Annotated in this window: 19 protein-coding genes; 13 read left to right on the top strand and 6 right to left on the bottom strand. The window is 66.9% G+C overall.

All coding sequences use genetic code 11. The annotated features are described in order from the left end of the window. Positions 1-34 precede the first annotated feature (34 nt). On the bottom strand, positions 35-1,957 hold the full coding sequence (gene kefC, locus ACYVKR_RS00645; protein WP_460478774.1) for a monovalent cation:proton antiporter-2 (CPA2) family protein: 1,923 nt from the start codon (positions 1,955-1,957) through the stop codon (positions 35-37). Positions 1,958-2,127: 170 nt separating this feature from the next. On the opposite strand from kefC, the gene ACYVKR_RS00640 reads away from it, so the two are divergent. Continuing rightward, the gene (locus ACYVKR_RS00640; RefSeq protein ID WP_460478773.1) at positions 2,128-2,760 is read left to right on the top strand and encodes a LysE family translocator; all 633 of its coding nucleotides are present in this window, start codon (positions 2,128-2,130) and stop codon (positions 2,758-2,760) included. 1 nt (position 2,761) lies between these two features. Here the strand turns inward: ACYVKR_RS00640 and trmL are convergent, their stop codons facing one another. Further along, positions 2,762-3,235 (bottom strand): tRNA (cytidine(34)-2'-O)-methyltransferase, encoded by a 474-nt coding sequence (gene trmL / locus ACYVKR_RS00635; RefSeq protein ID WP_460478772.1) that lies wholly within the window; start codon positions 3,233-3,235, stop codon positions 2,762-2,764. Between the two features lie 12 nt (positions 3,236-3,247). Continuing rightward, the gene (locus tag ACYVKR_RS00630) at positions 3,248-3,970 is read right to left on the bottom strand and encodes a phosphoribosyltransferase family protein (protein ID WP_460478771.1); all 723 of its coding nucleotides are present in this window, start codon (positions 3,968-3,970) and stop codon (positions 3,248-3,250) included. Between the two features lie 69 nt (positions 3,971-4,039). Between ACYVKR_RS00630 and ACYVKR_RS00625 the strand changes: the two genes are divergently transcribed. The 7 genes from ACYVKR_RS00625 to ACYVKR_RS00595 all read left to right on the top strand — a co-directional run bounded on the left by ACYVKR_RS00625 (position 4,040) and on the right by ACYVKR_RS00595 (position 10,028). Beyond that, complete coding sequence (locus ACYVKR_RS00625; RefSeq protein WP_460478770.1) at positions 4,040-4,942, top strand: methyltransferase domain-containing protein; 903 nt, start codon at positions 4,040-4,042, stop codon at positions 4,940-4,942. 347 nt (positions 4,943-5,289) lie between these two features. Next, on the top strand, positions 5,290-6,459 hold the full coding sequence (gene coxB, locus ACYVKR_RS00620; RefSeq protein ID WP_460478769.1) for a cytochrome c oxidase subunit II: 1,170 nt from the start codon (positions 5,290-5,292) through the stop codon (positions 6,457-6,459). 26 nt (positions 6,460-6,485) lie between these two features. After that, a complete protein-coding gene (ctaD, locus tag ACYVKR_RS00615) occupies positions 6,486-8,123 on the top strand; it encodes a cytochrome c oxidase subunit I (RefSeq protein ID WP_460478768.1) in 1,638 nt (545 codons plus the stop codon). Between the two features lie 6 nt (positions 8,124-8,129). Next, positions 8,130-8,243: a cytochrome oxidase small assembly protein gene (locus tag ACYVKR_RS00610; RefSeq protein WP_460478767.1), complete on the top strand. Its 114-nt coding sequence runs from the start codon at positions 8,130-8,132 to the stop codon at positions 8,241-8,243. A 32-nt stretch (positions 8,244-8,275) separates the two neighbouring features. Next, positions 8,276-8,881 (top strand): cytochrome c oxidase assembly protein, encoded by a 606-nt coding sequence (locus ACYVKR_RS00605; protein WP_460478766.1) that lies wholly within the window; start codon positions 8,276-8,278, stop codon positions 8,879-8,881. Next, positions 8,881-9,099, top strand: coding sequence for a DUF2970 domain-containing protein (locus ACYVKR_RS00600; protein ID WP_460479114.1), 219 nt, complete (start codon positions 8,881-8,883; stop codon positions 9,097-9,099). The genes ACYVKR_RS00605 and ACYVKR_RS00600 overlap by 1 nt, the downstream gene beginning before the upstream one ends. Before the next feature lie 47 nt (positions 9,100-9,146). After that, a complete protein-coding gene (locus ACYVKR_RS00595; protein ID WP_460478765.1) occupies positions 9,147-10,028 on the top strand; it encodes a cytochrome c oxidase subunit 3 in 882 nt (293 codons plus the stop codon). 171 nt (positions 10,029-10,199) lie between these two features. Here the strand turns inward: ACYVKR_RS00595 and ACYVKR_RS00590 are convergent, their stop codons facing one another. Beyond that, positions 10,200-10,412: a DUF2909 domain-containing protein gene (locus ACYVKR_RS00590; RefSeq protein ID WP_460478764.1), complete on the bottom strand. Its 213-nt coding sequence runs from the start codon at positions 10,410-10,412 to the stop codon at positions 10,200-10,202. Positions 10,413-10,548: 136 nt separating this feature from the next. Between ACYVKR_RS00590 and ACYVKR_RS00585 the strand changes: the two genes are divergently transcribed. The 5 genes from ACYVKR_RS00585 to ACYVKR_RS00565 are packed head-to-tail and all read left to right on the top strand — an operon-like array spanning position 10,549 to position 14,677. Beyond that, the gene (locus tag ACYVKR_RS00585; RefSeq protein WP_460478763.1) at positions 10,549-11,337 is read left to right on the top strand and encodes an SURF1 family protein; all 789 of its coding nucleotides are present in this window, start codon (positions 10,549-10,551) and stop codon (positions 11,335-11,337) included. Beyond that, complete coding sequence (locus ACYVKR_RS00580) at positions 11,279-12,019, top strand: hypothetical protein (RefSeq protein ID WP_460478762.1); 741 nt, start codon at positions 11,279-11,281, stop codon at positions 12,017-12,019. The genes ACYVKR_RS00585 and ACYVKR_RS00580 overlap by 59 nt, the downstream gene beginning before the upstream one ends. Beyond that, the gene (locus ACYVKR_RS00575; protein WP_460479113.1) at positions 12,016-13,155 is read left to right on the top strand and encodes a COX15/CtaA family protein; all 1,140 of its coding nucleotides are present in this window, start codon (positions 12,016-12,018) and stop codon (positions 13,153-13,155) included. The genes ACYVKR_RS00580 and ACYVKR_RS00575 overlap by 4 nt, the downstream gene beginning before the upstream one ends. A gap of 14 nt (positions 13,156-13,169) precedes the next feature. Further along, the gene (gene cyoE / locus ACYVKR_RS00570) at positions 13,170-14,072 is read left to right on the top strand and encodes a heme o synthase (RefSeq protein ID WP_460478761.1); all 903 of its coding nucleotides are present in this window, start codon (positions 13,170-13,172) and stop codon (positions 14,070-14,072) included. After that, positions 14,069-14,677 carry an SCO family protein gene (locus ACYVKR_RS00565; protein WP_460478760.1) on the top strand — a complete coding sequence of 203 codons (609 nt, stop codon included), beginning with the start codon at positions 14,069-14,071 and terminating at the stop codon, positions 14,675-14,677. The genes cyoE and ACYVKR_RS00565 overlap by 4 nt, the downstream gene beginning before the upstream one ends. Positions 14,678-14,731: 54 nt before the next feature. Here ACYVKR_RS00565 and ACYVKR_RS00560 read toward each other — a convergent pair whose 3' ends face one another. Next, positions 14,732-15,616, bottom strand: coding sequence for a DUF6999 family protein (locus tag ACYVKR_RS00560; protein WP_460478759.1), 885 nt, complete (start codon positions 15,614-15,616; stop codon positions 14,732-14,734). Beyond that, the gene (locus tag ACYVKR_RS00555; RefSeq protein ID WP_460478758.1) at positions 15,613-17,529 is read right to left on the bottom strand and encodes a beta-ketoacyl-ACP synthase III; all 1,917 of its coding nucleotides are present in this window, start codon (positions 17,527-17,529) and stop codon (positions 15,613-15,615) included. The genes ACYVKR_RS00560 and ACYVKR_RS00555 overlap by 4 nt, the downstream gene beginning before the upstream one ends. Between the last annotated feature and the right edge of the window lie 5 nt (positions 17,530-17,534).

The raw sequence follows: 17,534 nt of genomic DNA, 5'->3' as shown, positions 1-17,534 counted from the left end.
GCGAGGGTAGCACCACCCGGCAGGCCATGCAGCGTCAGGGCGATTCGGCGGCCGGCGATCCGGCGGCCGGCGCTCCGGCGGCCGGCGCTCCGGTGGCCGGCGGAATGGGCGGGTGCGCGGGGTAGGGGCTCATCGGCGCTTCGGCGGCGGTGGTGCCCATGGCGCGCTCCTGGCGCTCGCGCAGCATCTGCTCGGTCAATTGGTCGCGGCCCTGCTTGGCCACGGCGATCAGGGCCTCGCGGTCGTGGTGGTGCTCGTACATCTTCTCGGTGAGCTCGAGGTTGTGCACGCGGAACACCGTGGCCACGTACTGCGCGTCCTCGGCGCTGTAGCCCACCAGCTCCAGCGTCTTCTGCGCGCTCTGCAGGCTGGAGTCGAAGACCTCGCGGTCGATGTGCTGCACGCCCAGGTCGCGCAGCGCATACCAGTGCGACACGTCCTTGGCGCGCGCCACGACCTGCAGGTGCGGAAAGTGCTTGAGCGCCAGCGCGGCGATCTCGTTGGCCTGCTCCTCTCCGTCGACGGCGATCACCAGCACGCGCGCCTTCTCGATGCCGGCGATGCGCAGCAGGTCGAGCCGCGTGGCATCGCCATAGAACACGCGGTAGCCGAACACCCGCGCCACCTCGAGCATCTCGACGCTGCGGTCCAGGATGACGGGCTTGATGCCCTGCGAGAGCAGCATGCGGGTCACGATCTGGCCGTAGCGGCCGAAGCCGGCGATGACGATGGGCGCCTCCTGTGGCTCGGATAGCTCGGCGGGCTTGTCGGCGCCGTCGTCCAGCTGCGCGAAGCGGCGCACCACCCAACGGTCGACGGCGGTGACGACCAGCGGCGTCACCACCATCGAGATCGCCACCGCGCCGATCAGCAGCGAAGCGTGTTCGTCGCTGATGATCTTCTGGTTCTGTGCCGTGCTGAAGACCACGAAGGCGAACTCGCCGCCCTGGGCCAGCAGCAGCGTGAACAGCGGGCGCTCCTGCCGCGGCATGCGCAGGCCGGCCGCCAGCGCGTAGATGGCGCCGGCCTTGAGCGCCAGGAACAGCACCACCAGCAAGGCCATGGTGAGCGGCGCGCGCAGGATGACGCCGAAATCGATGGTCATGCCCACGGCGATGAAGAACAGGCCGAGCAGCAGGCCCTTGAAGGGCTCGATGTCTGTTTCCAGTTCGGCACGGTACTCGCTGTCGGCCAGCAGCACGCCGGCCAGGAAGGCGCCCAGCGCCATCGACAGGCCGAGCTGCACCATCAGCAGCGCGATCGCCACCACCAGCAGCAGCGCGGTGGCGGTGAAGATCTCCTGCGTCTTGCTCTGCGCGATCCAGCGCAGCAGCGGGCGCAGCAGGTGCCGGCCGCCGACGATCACCGCCGCGACGATGGCTACCGTCTTGCACAGCGCCCACAAGGTGCCGGCATCCGCGCTGGCAGCATGCCCGCCCAGCGCGAGCAGCGGCAGCAGCGCCAGGATGGGAATCGCCGCCACGTCCTGGAACAGCAGGATGGAGAATGCCGCCTTGCCGCTGTCGGTGCCCATCAGGTTGCGTTCGGCGATGGATTGCAGCGCAATGGCGGTCGATGACAGCGCCAAGCCGAGCGAGGCCACCAGCGCCAGCCGCCAGTCGGCGCGGGCCAGCAGCGCCGCGGCAAACAGCGCGGCCGTGCACAGCAGCATCTGGGCCGTTCCCCAGCCGAAGATGGGGCGGCGCAGGCTCCACAGCCGGCTGGGCTGCAGCTCCAGGCCGATGAGGAACAGCATCAGCACCACGCCGAACTCGGAGAAATGCAGGATGTCCTGCACATTGCTCACCAGCGCCAGGCCGCTGGGCCCGATGATCATGCCGGCGGCCAGGTAGCCGATGATGGCGCCCAGGCCCAGCGCGCGCGAGATGGGCACGGCCACCACGGCGGCGGCCAGGTAGAGGAAGGTATAGGTCAGCCAGGTGGGTGCGTGTTCCATGGACGGTGCTGCTGCCGGGATGGCGAGAGTTTGAGTGAAATTGCCTGTTGGTGCAATAGCAGCAAGCGCTAGCAGCTATAAAAACAGGAGTTTGAGGCGCGGCCCCCTTGGGTCGATAATGGCGCCCCTGCATATTTGTTATTCGCAGAAAGAAAGCGTAGAGGAACGGAATGGATTTGCATACCTGGATGGCCTACCTGGCGGCCGCCTGCATCATTGCGATTTCGCCGGGCTCGGGTGCGGTGCTGTCGATGAGCCACGGCCTGTCGTACGGCGTGCGCAAGACCAGCGCCACCATCGTCGGGCTGCAGCTGGGGCTGCTGCTGATCCTGCTGGTGGCGGGCGCGGGCGTGGGCTCGCTGCTGATCGCCTCCGAGCCGGCGTTCAACGCCGTGAAGATCGCCGGTGCCTGCTACCTGATCTACATCGGCCTGCAGCAATGGCGCGCCGGCGGCGGGCCGCTGCAGGGCGACGAGGCCGCGCTGCCGGCCACGACCTGGCGCAAGCGCTGCCTGACCGGCTTCATGACCAACGCCACCAACCCCAAGGGCATCATCTTCATGGTCGCGGTGCTGCCGCAGTTCATGACCTCCGAGCGCCCGCTGTGGCTGCAACTGCTGATCCTGGCGGCGACGACCATCGCGGTGGACATGGTCGTCATGCACGGCTACGCGGCCAGCGCCAGCGCGCTGCGCCGCCTGCTGCGCAGCGGCGGGGCCATGCGCCTGCAGAACCGGGTGTTCGGCGGCCTGCTGATGGCGGTGGGGGCGGGGCTGTTCTTCGTCAAGCGCAGCCAGCATTGATTCAGGGCGTGCCGGCGGCAAAGCCGTTCTGCCGCCAAGCCTCGAAGACGGTCACCGCCACGGCGTTCGACAGGTTCAGGCTGCGCTGCCTGGCCACCATGGGCAGGCGCAGCCGCTGGGGCAGCGCAAAGCTTTCGCGCAGCTCCGGCGCCAGGCCCCGGGTTTCCGAACCGAACACCAGCCAGTCGCCGGGCTCAAAGCGCTGCTCGAACAGATTGCTGCTGCCGTGCGTGGTCATGGCGAACATGCGCCCGGGCGCGGGCTGCATGGCTTCCAGAAAGACCGCCCAGCTGGCGTGCCGCAGCACCTGGGCGTACTCGTGGTAGTCCAGCCCGGCGCGGCGCATCAGGCGGTCCTCCATCGAAAAGCCCAGCGGCTCCACCAGGTGCAGCCGGCTGCCGGTATTGGCGCACAGGCGTATCACATTGCCCGTGTTGGGCGGAATCTCGGGCTCGACCAGGACGACATTGAACATAGGGGCAGGATTTTAAGAGCCTCCGCGCAGCGGCGTGCGCGCAAAGACGAAGCCATGCACTTCGGCGGCACCGGCGGCCAGCAGCAGGCGGGCCGCGGCGTTCAGGGTGGCGCCGGTGGTCATCACGTCGTCCACCAGCGCGATGCATCGGCCCCGCACCTGGGGCTGCAGCCGGGGTTCGATGGCAAAGCTGCGCTGCAGGTTGCGCTGCCGCTGGGCGCGGGTGGAGCGGCTTTGCGGCGGCGTGTCGTGCTGGCGCAGCAGCAGGCGGGGATGCAACTGCGGGGCTGGTGCCTCGGCTGCCAGCAGGCGGTGCAGCCGCCGGGCGATCAGCAGCGCCTGGTTGAAGCCGCGCTCGCGCAGCCGTTCGGCGGACAGCGGCACCGGCGCTACCCAGTCGCAGCAGGCGAATGCGGCGGCTGCGCCGGGCGTGGCGGCGATATAGCCGGCCAACACGGGAGCCCATGCCGGGTGCTGGTGAAATTTCAGCGCCTGCACCATGTCGCTCCAAGGCGCGATATAGTCCACGGCTGCATGGCAGGTGGTGAGCAGCAGGGGCTCGCGCAGGCAGGCGCCGCAGGTCGGCGCCGTGGCCGGCAGCTGCAGCGCGCAGCGCGGGCAGCGCCGCTGGTCCCGCTGCCACAGGGCTGCTTCGCAGGCCGGACACAGCCGCGCGCTGGGCCACGACCGGCAGACAAAGCACTGGCTGGGAATGCGCGCCGCGAGTTGCGCCATTCCCTGGTATACCCCTGACCACCATCCCATATCCACCTCCCGCCCGCCGCTGGCCGGCGCCCTCTATCCATGGCTGAGTTTCAAGTTCCCCCCAGTATCGACCCGGTCGCCGCCCACCGCTGGGCGCTGCAGGCGCCCACGCACAGCCCGTGGCTGCACGAGGAGGTGGGGCGGCGCATGGCCGACCGGCTGCAATGGATTATGCAAAAGCCCGCCGCCTGGTGCAGCTGGCAGCCGGCGCTGGCGGGCATCGAGGCGCACCGGCTGGTGGCGGCGCAGTTTCCCCAGGCCCGCTGCGTCGTGATGGACGAGGCGGCGCTCCGGCTGGCGCAGGCGCAGCAGCAGCTGCAGCCCAAATGGTGGAGCCCGGAGCGCTGGCGCCAGCCCGCGCCGCGCTTTGGCGCCGCCCAGGCAGGCGAGGTGAATATGCTCTGGGCCAACATGGCGCTGCATGCCAGCGCCAATCCGCAGGCACTGTTGCAGGAATGGCACAGCCTGCTGGCGGTGGACGGCTACCTGATGTTCTCGTGCCTGGGGCCCGATACGCTGAAGGAGTTGCGCCGCCTCTATGCCGAACAGGGCTGGGGGCCGGTCAGCCATGACTTCACCGACATGCACGACTGGGGCGACATGCTGGTGCAGACCGGCTTTGCCGAGCCGGTCATGGACATGGAGCGCATCGTGCTCTCGTACTCGTCGCCGGAAAAGCTGCGCGCGGAGCTGCGCGAGCTGGGGCGCAACCTGCACCGGCAGCGCCATGGCGGCCTGCGGGGTCGGCGCTGGCTGCAGGCCTGGGATCTATCGCTTGCGGGACAGCAGGCTGATGGCCAGGAGCGCCGGCTGGAGGTCACCTTCGAGATCATCTACGGCCATGCATTCAAGCCCGTGCCCAAAGTCCGCATGCAGGGCGAGAGCCGGATTTCCTTCGAGGATATGCAGAGCATGCTGCGCGCCGGCAAGCGCGGCGATTGACCGGACAATCGCTGCGAACGGCCGCCATCCGTCCCTTAATTTTCAAATGTGGGCGATACAATCGCCCGCGGTCTTATCCGCGCGCGGCAGAGGTGGAACGGCATTTACGCCAGTTGTCTATACCCGGGTGCAATTTGTTGTGAAACGCCTATGTTTCGGGGATAGCCTGGGTTGCAATCTTGGGCAGTTCAGGCCATGCTCGGGCGCAGGACAGACTGGCTCCCATAGTGCATGTCGTGCTTTCGATTTGTTAGCACTGCATGGCAGGGACCGGCCGAGTCGCTAGCCCACATAGCGTGCATCGGAATGTCTATCAATGATGAGAAGTTAAGAAGTAAGTGACAACTATGAATAGCGTTTCGAAAAGGCTGGCTTCTTTGCTGCTGGTGGCCGGTGCAGGGCTGGGGTCCATGGCCCATGCAGTGCAGGATCTGCCGGGAGGCCCCGCAGTCAAGCAGATGAACCTGCCGCCGGCGGTGACCAAGATCGCGGAGGAGCAGAGCTCCCTGCACTGGATGATGCTCATCATCTGCACGGTGATCTTCATCGCCGTCTTCGCGGTGATGTTCTATTCCATCTGGAAGCACCGCAAGTCCAAGGGAGCCAAGCCGGCTTCGTTCCACGAGTCCGTATCCGTCGAAGTGGCCTGGACCGTGGCGCCCTTCATCATCGTGATCCTGATGGCCTTGCCCGCCACCAAGGTGCTGGTGGCGCAGAAGGACACGACCAATGCCGACCTGACCATCAAGGCCACCGGCTACCAGTGGAAGTGGGGCTACGACTACCTCAATGGCGAGGGTGAAGGCCTGTCCTACATCTCTACGCTGGACAACAGCCACCGCGTGCTGTCCAACAGCGGCGACGTCTCGAAGGCGCCCAACGACTACCTGTTGAAGGTCGACAACCCGCTGGTGGTGCCGGTGAACAAGAAGGTGCGCATCATCACCACGGCCAACGACGTGATCCACGCCTTCATGGTGCCGGCCTTCGGCATCAAGCAGGATGCGATCCCCGGCTTCGTGCGCGACACCTGGTTCCGCGCCGAGAAGACCGGCGACTACTACGGCCAGTGCGCCGAGCTGTGCGGCAAGGAGCACGCCTACATGCCCATCCATGTGAAGGTGCTGTCGGCTGAGGATTACAGCAAGTGGGTCGACGGCGAGAAGAAGAAGCTGGCGGCCAAGCAGGACGACCCGAACAAGGTTTGGGTGCTGGAAGACCTGAGCGCCCGCGGCGAGAAGGTGTATGCGGCGAACTGTGCCGCCTGCCACCAGGCCAACGGCAAGGGCGCGGGCCCGATCAAGGCGCTCGATGGCTCGGCCATCGTGAAGGACGCCGACCATGGCAAGCAGCTGCACCTGGTGCTCAATGGCGCCAACAACGGTGCCATGCCGGCATGGAAGCAACTGAGCGACACGGACCTGGCTGCCGTGGTGACCTACACGAAGAACGCCTGGTCCAACAAGACCGGCCAACTGGTGCAGCCTTCCGAAGTCGTGGCTGAGCGTAGCAAGTAAATCTGGCTGGATTTGAGGTATCGACAATGAGTGCAGTTCTCGACAATCACGGACACGACGCAGGCCACAGCCACGATCACGACGACCACCATCACCACGGCCCCACCGGTTGGCGCCGCTGGATGTTCGCCACCAACCACAAGGACATCGGTACGCTGTACCTGCTGTTCTCGTTCACCATGCTGATGGTGGGCGGCATCCTGGCGCTGCTGATCCGCGCCGAGCTGTTCAAGCCCGGCCTGCAGGTGGTGAACCCCGAGCTGTTCAACCAGCTGACCACCATGCACGGTCTGATCATGGTGTTCGGCGCGATCATGCCGGCCTTCGTGGGCTTTGCGAACTGGATGCTGCCGCTGCAGATTGGCGCTTCCGACATGGCCTTCGCGCGAATGAACAACTTCAGCTTCTGGCTGCTGATTCCCGCCGGCCTGATGCTGGTGGGCTCGTTCTTCATGCCCGGCGGCGCACCCGCCGCCGGCTGGACGCTGTATGCGCCGTTGACGCTGCAGATGGGCCCGTCGATGGACGCCGGCATCTTCGCGATGCACATCATGGGCGCCTCGTCCATCATGGGCGCGATCAACATCATCGTCACCATCCTGAACATGCGCGCTCCCGGCATGACGCTGATGAAGATGCCGATGTTCGCCTGGACCTGGCTGATCACCGCCTACCTGCTGATCGCCGTGATGCCCGTGCTGGCTGGCGCGATCACCATGACGCTGACCGACCGCCACTTCGGCACCAGCTTCTTCAACCCCGCCGGCGGCGGCGACCCGGTGATGTACCAGCACATCTTCTGGTTCTTCGGCCACCCCGAGGTGTACATCATGATCCTGCCGGCCTTCGGCATCATCAGCCAGATCGTGCCCGCATTCGCACGCAAGAAGCTGTTCGGCTACGCCTCGATGGTCTACGCCACGGCCTCCATCGCCATCCTGTCGTTCATCGTGTGGGCACACCACATGTTCACCACCGGCATGCCGGTGACCGGCCAGCTGTTCTTCATGTACGCCACGATGCTGATCTCGGTGCCGACGGCCGTGAAGATCTTCAACTGGGTGGCCACGATGTGGCGCGGCTCGATGACCTTCGAGACCCCGATGCTGTTCTCGGTGGGCTTCATCTTCGTGTTCACCATGGGCGGCTTCACCGGCCTGATCCTGTCGATGGCCCCCATTGACATCCAGCTGCAGGACACCTACTACGTGGTGGCGCACTTCCACTACGTGCTGGTGGCCGGTTCGCTGTTCTCGATGTTCGCGGCCTACTACTACTGGAGCCCGAAGTGGACCGGCGTGATGTACAACGAAACCCGCGGCAAGATCCACTTCTGGGGTTCGCTGATCACCTTCAACGTGACCTTCTTCCCGATGCACTTCCTGGGTCTGGCCGGCATGCCGCGCCGCTATGCCGACTACCCCATGCAGTTCGCCGACTTCAACATGCTGGCCTCGATCGGCGCCTTCGGCTTCGGCCTGATGCAGGTGTACTTCTTCGTGTTCATCGTCTGGCCGGCCATGCGCGGCCAGGGCGAGAAGGCACCGCAAAAGCCCTGGGAAGCCGCGGAAGGCCTGGAGTGGGAAGTGCCTTCGCCGGCGCCGTTCCATACCTTCGAGACGCCTCCCAAGCTGGATGCGACGGCCACCAAGGTCATCGGCTAAACAGGCATGGCAACGCCTGAGCAGCGCAAGGCCAACCGGCGGTTGGCCTGGATACTGGCTTCGATCGCAGTCGTGTTCTTCCTGGGTTTCCTGGCGAAGATGCTGATGCTGGGTCGTTGAACGCTTTTCAAGGAATCGGTGTGCGGCAGAAGATGGAAAACGCAAGGATGGTGGGCAAGCTGGCGGTGATCACGCTGGGCATGTTCGCCTTCGGCTATGCGCTGGTGCCCATCTACCAGCGCATCTGCGAGGTGACGGGTATCAACATCCTGTCGCTCTCCGAGCGCGAGGTGCCGGGCAACGGCAAGGCGGGCAAGAACGTCAAGGTGCCTGCCAACACCCAGGTGGACACCAGCCGCACGATCACCGTGGAGTTCGACGCCAATGCGCGCGGGCCCTGGAGCTTCAAGCCCGCGGTGCACTCGATGCAGGTGCATCCGGGCGAGCTGGCCACGGTGATGTACGAGTTCCGCAACGAGCAGGACCGCCGCATGTCGGCCCAGGCCATCCCCAGCTACGCGCCCCGCCAGGCGGCGCCGTACTTCAACAAGCTGGAGTGCTTCTGCTTCAACCAGTACACGCTGAGCCCGGGTGAAGAGAAGCAGTGGCCGGTGGCCTTCGTGATCGACCCCAAGCTGTCCAAGGACGTGACGACCATCACGCTGTCCTACACCTTCTTCGAGGTGGGCGGCAAGGTGCCGCCCGCGCCGGTCGCCGCGGCCCCGGCGGCCGCTGTGCCGGAAAGCCAGGGATCATGATGGCGGCGCCCCAGCCTGCACCGCAGGGCAAGCCCGCCGGGGGCGGGCTGCTGCGCAGCATCCGCGCCGTGGCCTGGTCCCTGGTGGGGCTGCGCAAGGGCTCGGAATACCAGCAGGACATCGAGAAGGTCACGCCGCTGCAGATCATCGCAGTCGGCCTGGCCGCCATCTTCCTGCTGGTGCTCGGACTGATCGCGCTGGTAAACTGGCTCGTGTAACAAATTCATAGACATAGCAAACAGAAAACGAGAAATCAGGAGCTGAAATGAGTGCATCCACCACCGGCGCAACGCCGTACTACTATGTGCCAGCCGAGTCGCGGCACCCGGTCATGGCCGCCATCGGGCTGTTCTTCGTCATCCTGGGTGCGGCGCAGTGGGTCAATGGCCACGAGTGGGGCAAGTACGCCTGCTTCGCCGGCCTGGCCTGGTGGCTATGCGTGCTGTACCAGTGGTTCAGCGAGGCCATCCACGAGAGCGAGACGGGCAAGTACAGCCACCGCATCGACATGTCCTTCCGCTGGAGCATGAGCTGGTTCATCTTCTCCGAGGTGATGTTCTTCGGCGCCTTCTTCACCGCGCTGTGGTGGGCGCGCTCGCACTCGGTGCCGGCGCTGGGCAGCCTGGCCAATGCCGTGCTGTGGCCCGACTTCAAGGCCGTGTGGCCGAGCATCGCCGCCGGCGCCACGGCGTCGCCCGCCGGCATCGTCGAGCCCTTCCAGACCGTGGGCCCGTTCTGGCTGCCCACCATCAACACCGCGCTGCTGCTGACCTCGGGCGTGACGCTGACCATCGCCCACCATGCGCTGCGCGAGAACCTGCGCGCCAAGACCATCAGCTTCATGTGGATCACCGTGCTGCTGGGCTTCATCTTCCTGTGCGTGCAGGGCTACGAGTACTTCCACCTCTACACCGAGCTGAACCTCAAGCTCAACTCCGGCGTGTACGGCTCGACCTTCTACATGCTCACCGGCTTCCACGGCTTCCACGTCTTCGTGGGCATGCTGATGCTGTTCTTCACCACGCTGCGCCTGCAGAAGGGCCACTTCACGGCCAGCCACCACTTCGGCTTCGAGGGCGCCGCCTGGTACTGGCACTTCGTGGACGTGGTCTGGCTGGGCCTGTACGTGCTGGTCTACTGGATGTAAGACGGCACCACCCAGAAAAAAAGCGCCGCAAGGCGCTTTTTTTTATGGCAGGGTTGAGATAAAAAGAGGAGCGGCTGGCGCTTGATGGACAAGGATTTCAAATGAAAACTACATTGAATTCATTGCTGGGTAAGCGCTAATAGCTCCTGTTTTTGAGTCAAGCGATCCGCTTCAGGTGCCGCTGCGCAGGCCGGTGGGCTGGATGTAGCCCAGCTTCCAGGCCAGCAGGATCAGCAGGAACACCAGCACCGACACGCCGATGCGCACCGTCAGCGCCCAGGCCATGCGGCTGTTGCTGCCCTGGTTGCCGCGCATCATGAACAGCAGGGCCGAGGCCAGGCTGCCCAGAATCACCAGAAAGGCCAGCACAATGACGATCTTCATGGGAGTCCCCTGTGGGTATACTTGTTTGCTATGGTAAATGAAGCATGATGCGCAGGTCACATATGCGTGAAACCAGTATATCGCCTGGCAACGCCCCTGCTGGCCGCGTCGGCATGGGCGGGCCGTGGAGCCGCCGGTGAACGCCGCACGGGCACCCGCAGGGCGACTGCGCTGGCTGCTGGTCACCATCGCCGCGCTGGTGGCCCTGGCGGTGACGGCGTCGCTGGGCTTTTGGCAGCTGCGCCGCGCCGCCGAGAAGGAGCAGTGGCAGGCACAGCTCGATGCGCAAGCCGCGCTGCCGGCGCTGGACGGCCGCAGCCTCGCTGCCGGTGCCGGCGATCCGGCCGCGCTGCTGCACCGGCGCGTGGTGGTGCAGGGCGAATGGCTGGCCGGGCACACGGTGTTCCTCGACAACCGGCAGATGCAGGGGCGGCCGGGCTTCTACGTCGTCACGCCGCTGCGTTTGGCCGGCACTCCCGTGGCGGGCAGCGCCACCGTGGTGCTGGTGCAGCGCGGCTGGGTGCCGCGCAACTTCGAGGACCGCAATGCGCTGCCGGCCGTGCCCACGCCGGCCGGGCCGGTGCAACTGGCCGGGCGCGTGGCGGACCAGCCTTCGCGGCTGTGGGAGTTTTCCTCGGCCGGCGAGGGGAACGAAGGGGCGGGGGCTTCGCCCATACGGCAAAATCTGCACGTCGATGCGTTTGCCCGCGAGATCGGGCAGCGCTTGTCTCCCTTCACCGTGGTGCAGACCGATGCGGCGGCCGATGGCCTGCTGCGCGACTGGCCTGTCGTGGGCACCGGGGTGGAAAAACACTATGGTTACGCATTCCAGTGGTTCGGCCTCTGCGGCCTGATCGCGATTCTTTATGTCTGGTTCCAAATTGTCCGACGTATCCTTCGAAGACGCCGCCACCCGGGCGCCTGAGCCCGGCGACCATGAACTGCTGGGGCTGACCGTCCACAGCCTGCCCGCCATGCCGCGCGCGCAGGCCGCGATGGACGACGCCCAGCGCTCGCGCAGCGGCCGCCTCAAGATGCTGCTGGTGCTGCTGGTCTGCGCGGCGCCGGTGATCGCGTCCTACTTCACCTACTACGTCATCCGGCCCGAGGGGCGGCGCAACTTCGGCGAGCTGATCGTGCCGCAGAAGGAGATCCCGGCCGTGCAGGCGCGGCGGCTCGATGGCAGCACCGTGGACCTGCGCAGCCTGCAGGGCCAGTGGCTGCTGGTGAGCGTCTCGGGCGGCGCCTGCGATGCCCAGTGCCAGGGCACGCTGTACCTGCAGCGCCAGCTGCGCGAGAGCATGGGCAAGGACAAGGAGCGCGTGGACTGGGTGTGGCTGATCGCCGATGACGCCGAGCCGCCCGCCGCCATCGCGCCTGGCCTGGCCAGCGCGACGGTGCTGCGCGTGCCGCCGGCCGCGCTGCAGCAGTGGCTGGCACCGCAGGCCGGCCAGCGGCTGCAAGACCACCTGTACGTCGTCGATCCGCTGGGCCACTGGATGCTGCGCTTTCCGCCGCAGCTGCCGCAGGCCGATGCCGCCAGGGCCCGGCGCGACCTGGAGCGCCTGCTGCGCGCGTCCTCCAGCTGGGACAAGGAAGGCCGATAGTGACCGGCAGCGAGCTGTACGACCTGGCGCCGCTGGCGCGGGTGCTGCTGACCGGCGCGGTGATCGCCCTCGGGCCCATCGCCTGGATCTGGTGGCGCCACCGCGGCGCCACGCCGCTCAAGCGCATGCAGGTGCTGGCGGTGCTCACGCTGTTCCTGACCTTCGACCTGGTGCTGTTCGGCGCCTTCACGCGGCTCACCGATTCGGGCCTGGGCTGCCCCGACTGGCCCGGCTGCTACGGCAACGCCAGCCCGGTGGGTGCGCACAGCGAGATCGCCTCGGCCCAGGCCGCGATGCCCACCGGCCCGGTCACGCACGGCAAGGCCTGGGTGGAGATGATCCACCGTTACCTCGCCACCGCCGTGGGCGGGCTGATCGTGGTGCTGGCCGCGGCGGCCTGGCTGCAGCGGCGCAGCGGCGGGCCGCAGCCCCTCAGCCCCTGGTGGCCCACGCTGACCTTGCTGTGGATTCTGCTGCAGGGCGCGTTCGGCGCGCTCACGGTGACGATGAAGCTCTTTCCCGCCATCGTCACCCTGCACCTGCTCGGCGGCACGCTGCTCCTGGTGCTTTTGTGCGTGCTGGCCACGCGGCACACGCAATTTGCCGATAATCTGGCGCTGGTTCCCCTCCGTGCCTGCCTGCGCTGGGGCGTGGCCCTGGTGGCCGCACTGGTGCTGGTGCAGATCGCGCTCGGTGGCTGGGTGAGCACCAACTACGCGGTGCTGGCCTGTACCACCTTCCCGAGCTGCAACGGCGCCTGGTGGCCCGAAATGCGCTTCGACGGCTTCCAGCTCTGGCGCGAACTGGGCATGCTGCGCGATGGCTCGCACATCAGCTACCAGGCGTTGGTGGGCATTCACTATGTGCACCGGCTCGGGGCCTATGTGGTGCTGCCGGCGCTGCTGTGGCTGGGCTGGCGTCTGGCCGCGGTGCCGGCCCTGCGCGGCCAGCAGCGCTGGCTGGTGGGGCTGACCGTGCTGCAGTTTTTGACCGGCCTGTCCAACGTGGTGCTGGACTGGCCCATCGTGGCGGCGGTGCTGCATACCGGCGGCGCGGCCGCCATCATCACGGTGTTGACCTGGATTTGGTGCGCCACCCGCAGCGATGCGGGGCGCACCGCGAAAGAAACGGACTGATCTTGAGTGCCGGAATGACCGAAACCTCCTCTGCCTCCATGCCGACGCGGCTGGCGCAGTTCTATGCGCTGACCAAGCCGCGCGTGGTGCAACTGATCGTGTTTTGCGCGCTGATCGGCATGGTGCTGGCCGTGCCGGGCCTGCCCACGCCGCCGCAGCTGGGCCTGATGGCCGTGGCCTGCGCGGGCATCTGGCTGGTCGCGGGCGCGGCTGCCGCCTTCAACTGCCTGGTGGAGCAGGGCATCGACGCGCGCATGAAGCGCACCGCCTGGCGCCCCACGGCGCGCGGCGAGCTGTCCAACCGCCAGACCCTGCTGTTCTCGGCGCTGCTGTGCAGCATCGGCTCGGCGATCCTGTACCTGTGGGTGAATCCGCTGACCATGTGGCTCACCTTCGCCACCTTCGTCGGCTACGCGGTGGTCTACACCGTGATCCTCAAGCCCCTGACGCCGCAGAACATCGTCATCGGCGGCGCCTCGGGCGCCATGCCGCCGGTGCTGGGCTGGGCGGCGATGACGGGCGACGTCGCGCCGCACTCGCTGCTGCTGTTCCTCATCATCTTCCTGTGGACGCCGCCGCACTTCTGGGCGCTGGCGCTGTACCGCGTCGAGGACTACCGCAAGAGCGGCCTGCCCATGCTGCCGGTCACGCACGGCAATGCCTTCACGCGGCTGCATGTGTTCCTCTACACCATCGTGCTGTTCGCGGCCTGCCTGCTGCCCTTTGTGTTCGGCATGAGCTCGTGGCTCTACCTGGCCGCGGCCGTGGTGCTGAGCCTGGGCTTCTGCGCCTATGGCTTCGCGCTGTGGCGCCAGTACTCGGACCAGCTGGCGCGCAAGACCTTCCGTTTTTCCCTGATCCACCTGAGCGTGCTGTTCGCCGCGCTGCTGGTGGACCACTACACCCTGACCCCATGAACAAACGCAATGCCCTGCAATGGATGGCGAAGTCGGCGCTGGCCGTCGGCGCGGCCGGCCTGCTGGCCGCCTGCCAGAAGGAAAAAGCCAGCTTCAACGCCATCGACCTGACTGGCGCCGACTACGCCAAGGACTTCTCCATGCCCGACCAGGAAGGCAAGCTGCGCACGCTGGCCGACTTCAAGGGCAAGGTCGTGGTCGTGTTCTTCGGCTACACCCAGTGCCCGGACGTGTGCCCCACCACCATGCTGGAGCTGGCCAACGTCAAGAAGCAGCTCGGCGCCAAGGGCGAGCAGCTGCAGGTGGTCTTCGTCTCGGTGGACCCGGAGCGCGACACGCCCGAGGTGCTCAAGGCCTACATGGCGAACTTCGATCCCAGCTTCGTGGGCCTGAGCGGCTCGCCCGAGCAGCTGGCCGCGATGGCCAAGGACTTCAAGGTCTACTACAAGAAGGTCGAAGGCAGCACCCCCGGCAGCTACACCATGGACCACTCGGCCGGCGACTACATCTACGACCCGCAGGGCCGCCTGCGCCTGTACAGCCGCTACGGCACGCCGGGCGAGCAGCTGGCGGGCGACATCCAGAAGCTGGTCGACGGCGCCTGATTGCGGGTTTGCAGTAAAAATGGCTGTCAGCGCTTATGCAGCAAGCACTGGCAGCTATTGTTTTTGATGGCTTGGTGCTGGCTGCTGTTCGGCCATGCGCACCAGCAGGCAGTGCAGCATCTCGGTCGACAGGCCGTGCAGCACCAGGCGATGGCCGGCCTTGAGCGTGGACAGCGGCACCAGCGGGTGCTTGTTGTTCAGCATCACCAGGTGCTCGGGCGTGTTCAGGATGGTGGCCACGTAGATGGCCACGGTCTCGTCGAGCTGCAGCGAGTTGCTGGCGCGCCAGAAGTCGTGGTCGGTCAGCAGCAGCTGGTAGACCGGCGTGTAGACCTCGATGGCGCTTTGCAGGTCGAGGATGTTCAGCCGCCCGCGCGGCATGTCTTCGAGCCGCAGCGGCGGCTCGACCACCATCGAGAAATCGGGCCGCTCCACCGGCTGCAGGCGCTGGTTGGTGGCGCGTAGCGCGGTGTTCAGCCGGATCACGAAGTTGAACAGGTTCAGGTCGTGGCGCAGGAAGAGTTCGTCCTCGATGGCATCGATGTCCGCGGGCTCCAGCGGCGAGGTGGACACCGGCGTGGGCGCGTTCGCCGCGACGAAGGCCAGGATCTGCGAGCCCAGGTGGAAGTGGCGCAGGATGAACCAGTTGGCCTCGGGCGAGACGAAGCGGTTCATGCTGAAGGCCAGCAGCCGGTGCAGCAGCCTGGAGTGCGCCCAGTTGCCGGGCACCAGTGCCTTGAAGATCTGGATCAGGATGATGCTGGTGCGCGCCAGCGGGCGCAGAAAGGGCAGGAGCCACTGGCGCGAGCGGCTGCTCGAGTCGCGCAGCCACGCGGCCTTGACCTCGTCGGGCAGTGGCGTGCTCTGGTCCAGGTACAGCGCCAGCCAGGGGCTGGGGTCGCGCTCGTCGTGCGGCAGGTCGCGGAAATCGGTGCTCACGTGGTTTCCTCCAGCACATGCTCGAACTGCATCAGGTACAGCTGCGCGGTGCGCCGCGCCGTGGCGGCTATGGCCCGGGGCGCATCGCCGCGCTCGTCCAGCGCCATCACCATCTGCACGGCCGTGAGCCAGCGCTCCAGGTGGTTCTCGTCGTTGGCGCCGTGGTATTCGAGGAAGCGGAAGGCATCCGGCGGCAGTGGCAGGCTGGCGCGCAGCAGCGGCAGCAGGCTGGGCACGATGCGCTGGCCCGTGCCCTCGATGATGTAGATCGCGCCCAGCAGGCCGATGGGGTTGGTGGTGGCGGCCAGGCCGTGCAGGTAGGCGTTGAGCGCCTCGCCGCCGGGGTTGCGGCGCAGCCGGGCGATGTCGGTCTCGGTGCCGCCGGCCTTCAGGTAGTCGCTGTGCAGGATCTTGAAGTCGTTCTGCTCCTCGCCGGCATGCACGCCCATCAGCGCGGCCAGCGCGGCGTAGTCGCCGGTCAGCGAGGCCGCGCCTTCGCGCATCCACAGGCTGCCCTCGCGCACCTGCGGAATCCAGTGGCTCATCCAGCGCACATAGTCGGAGCTTTGCAGCTCGCGGTTGCGGATGCGCCGCAGCAGCGGCGTGCGCCAGACCTTGGAGCGGTAGTCGTGCCAGATGCTGGCCAGCTCGGTGAGCAGCGGCGCCAGCCCGGCGGGCGCGGCGGCCGGGTCGTGCGGCGGCGCGATGGCGTCGCCATCCTGCGCCGAGGCCGGCTGGCTTTGAATGAAAACAGGCGCTGGCGCGCTGCTGGATTGCGCATCAAGCTCTACTTTCAATAGCATGTAGCCGGCGGTGAAGCGGCCCGATTCGGGCACGAAGCACAGCACGGTATCGCCGGGCTTCAGGCGCGACTGCTGGGTCTGCAGGAACTCCGCCAGCATGATGAAGATCGAGGCCGCGCCGGTGTTGCCGCGCCAGGCCAGGTTGCTCCACCAGCGCTCGCGCGGGATGGCGAGCTGGGCCTTATGCAGCAGCTCGTCGACCACGGGGATGAACTTCTCGGACGAGTAGTGGCACAGGAAGTGGTCTATGCCCTGCTCGGGCACCCAGCCGTCGCGCGCCAGGCGGGCGTACTCGTGGATGCACACGTCGAACAGGTGCGGCAGCAGCCGGATGTCCTGGCGCAGCGCCAGTGCGCCGGCGGCCTCGGCGTCGCCCCAACTGGCGAAGTCGAGGTGGCTGGTGGCGCGGTCGGGCGTCAGGCCCAGTTGCATGCACACCGGGTAGTCGCCGGCAAAGCTGCGCTGGTGCGTCCACACCAGCTTCAGGCGCAGGCCGGGGGCGGTGGGCAAGGCGCCGGCCCGGCCCAGCAGCACGGCGCCCGCGCCGTCCGACAGCATCCAGCGCAGGAAGTGTGCGTCGAAATCGGTGTCGTAGCCCTGGGCTGCGAAGCGCGAGCGCTTGAACAATCGCGAGGGCATTTCGGCGGCCACGGCCAGCGCCTGCGCGTGCTGGCCCCGGTCCACGGCCAGCGCCGCGGCCTGCAGTGCGCCCACGCTGGCGGCGCACACACCGTGCACCGACAGCAGCTCCATCGGCGGCGCGGCCAGCTCGCCCTGGATCATGCTGGCAAAACCGGGCATCAGCGCATCGCCGCCCGACGAGCCGCTGGAGAGAAAGCCCACGTCGGCCAGCGGCCGGCCCGCCGCGGCCAGGCACTGGCGGATGGCCTCGGCCGCCATCTGCGTGTTGCTGTGCACCGTGCGGCCCTCGCCGTCGATGGCGTAGTGGCGCTGCTGGATGCCGTTTTCGGCCAGGATGCGGCGCTTGATGCGCTCGGACAGGCGACTCAAAGGCGCGATGTAGGTGTCCATGTCCGCGTTGGCGACGGGCGCGCCAGGCAGGAACAGGCCGGCGGACTGGATATAGGTGTCTGAATAGGCTACAGGCATGGATA

The organism is Comamonas humi (assembly GCF_054782535.1).
Note: the sequence above shows the minus strand (reverse complement) of the source record. Positions and strands in the feature narration are given on the sequence as shown.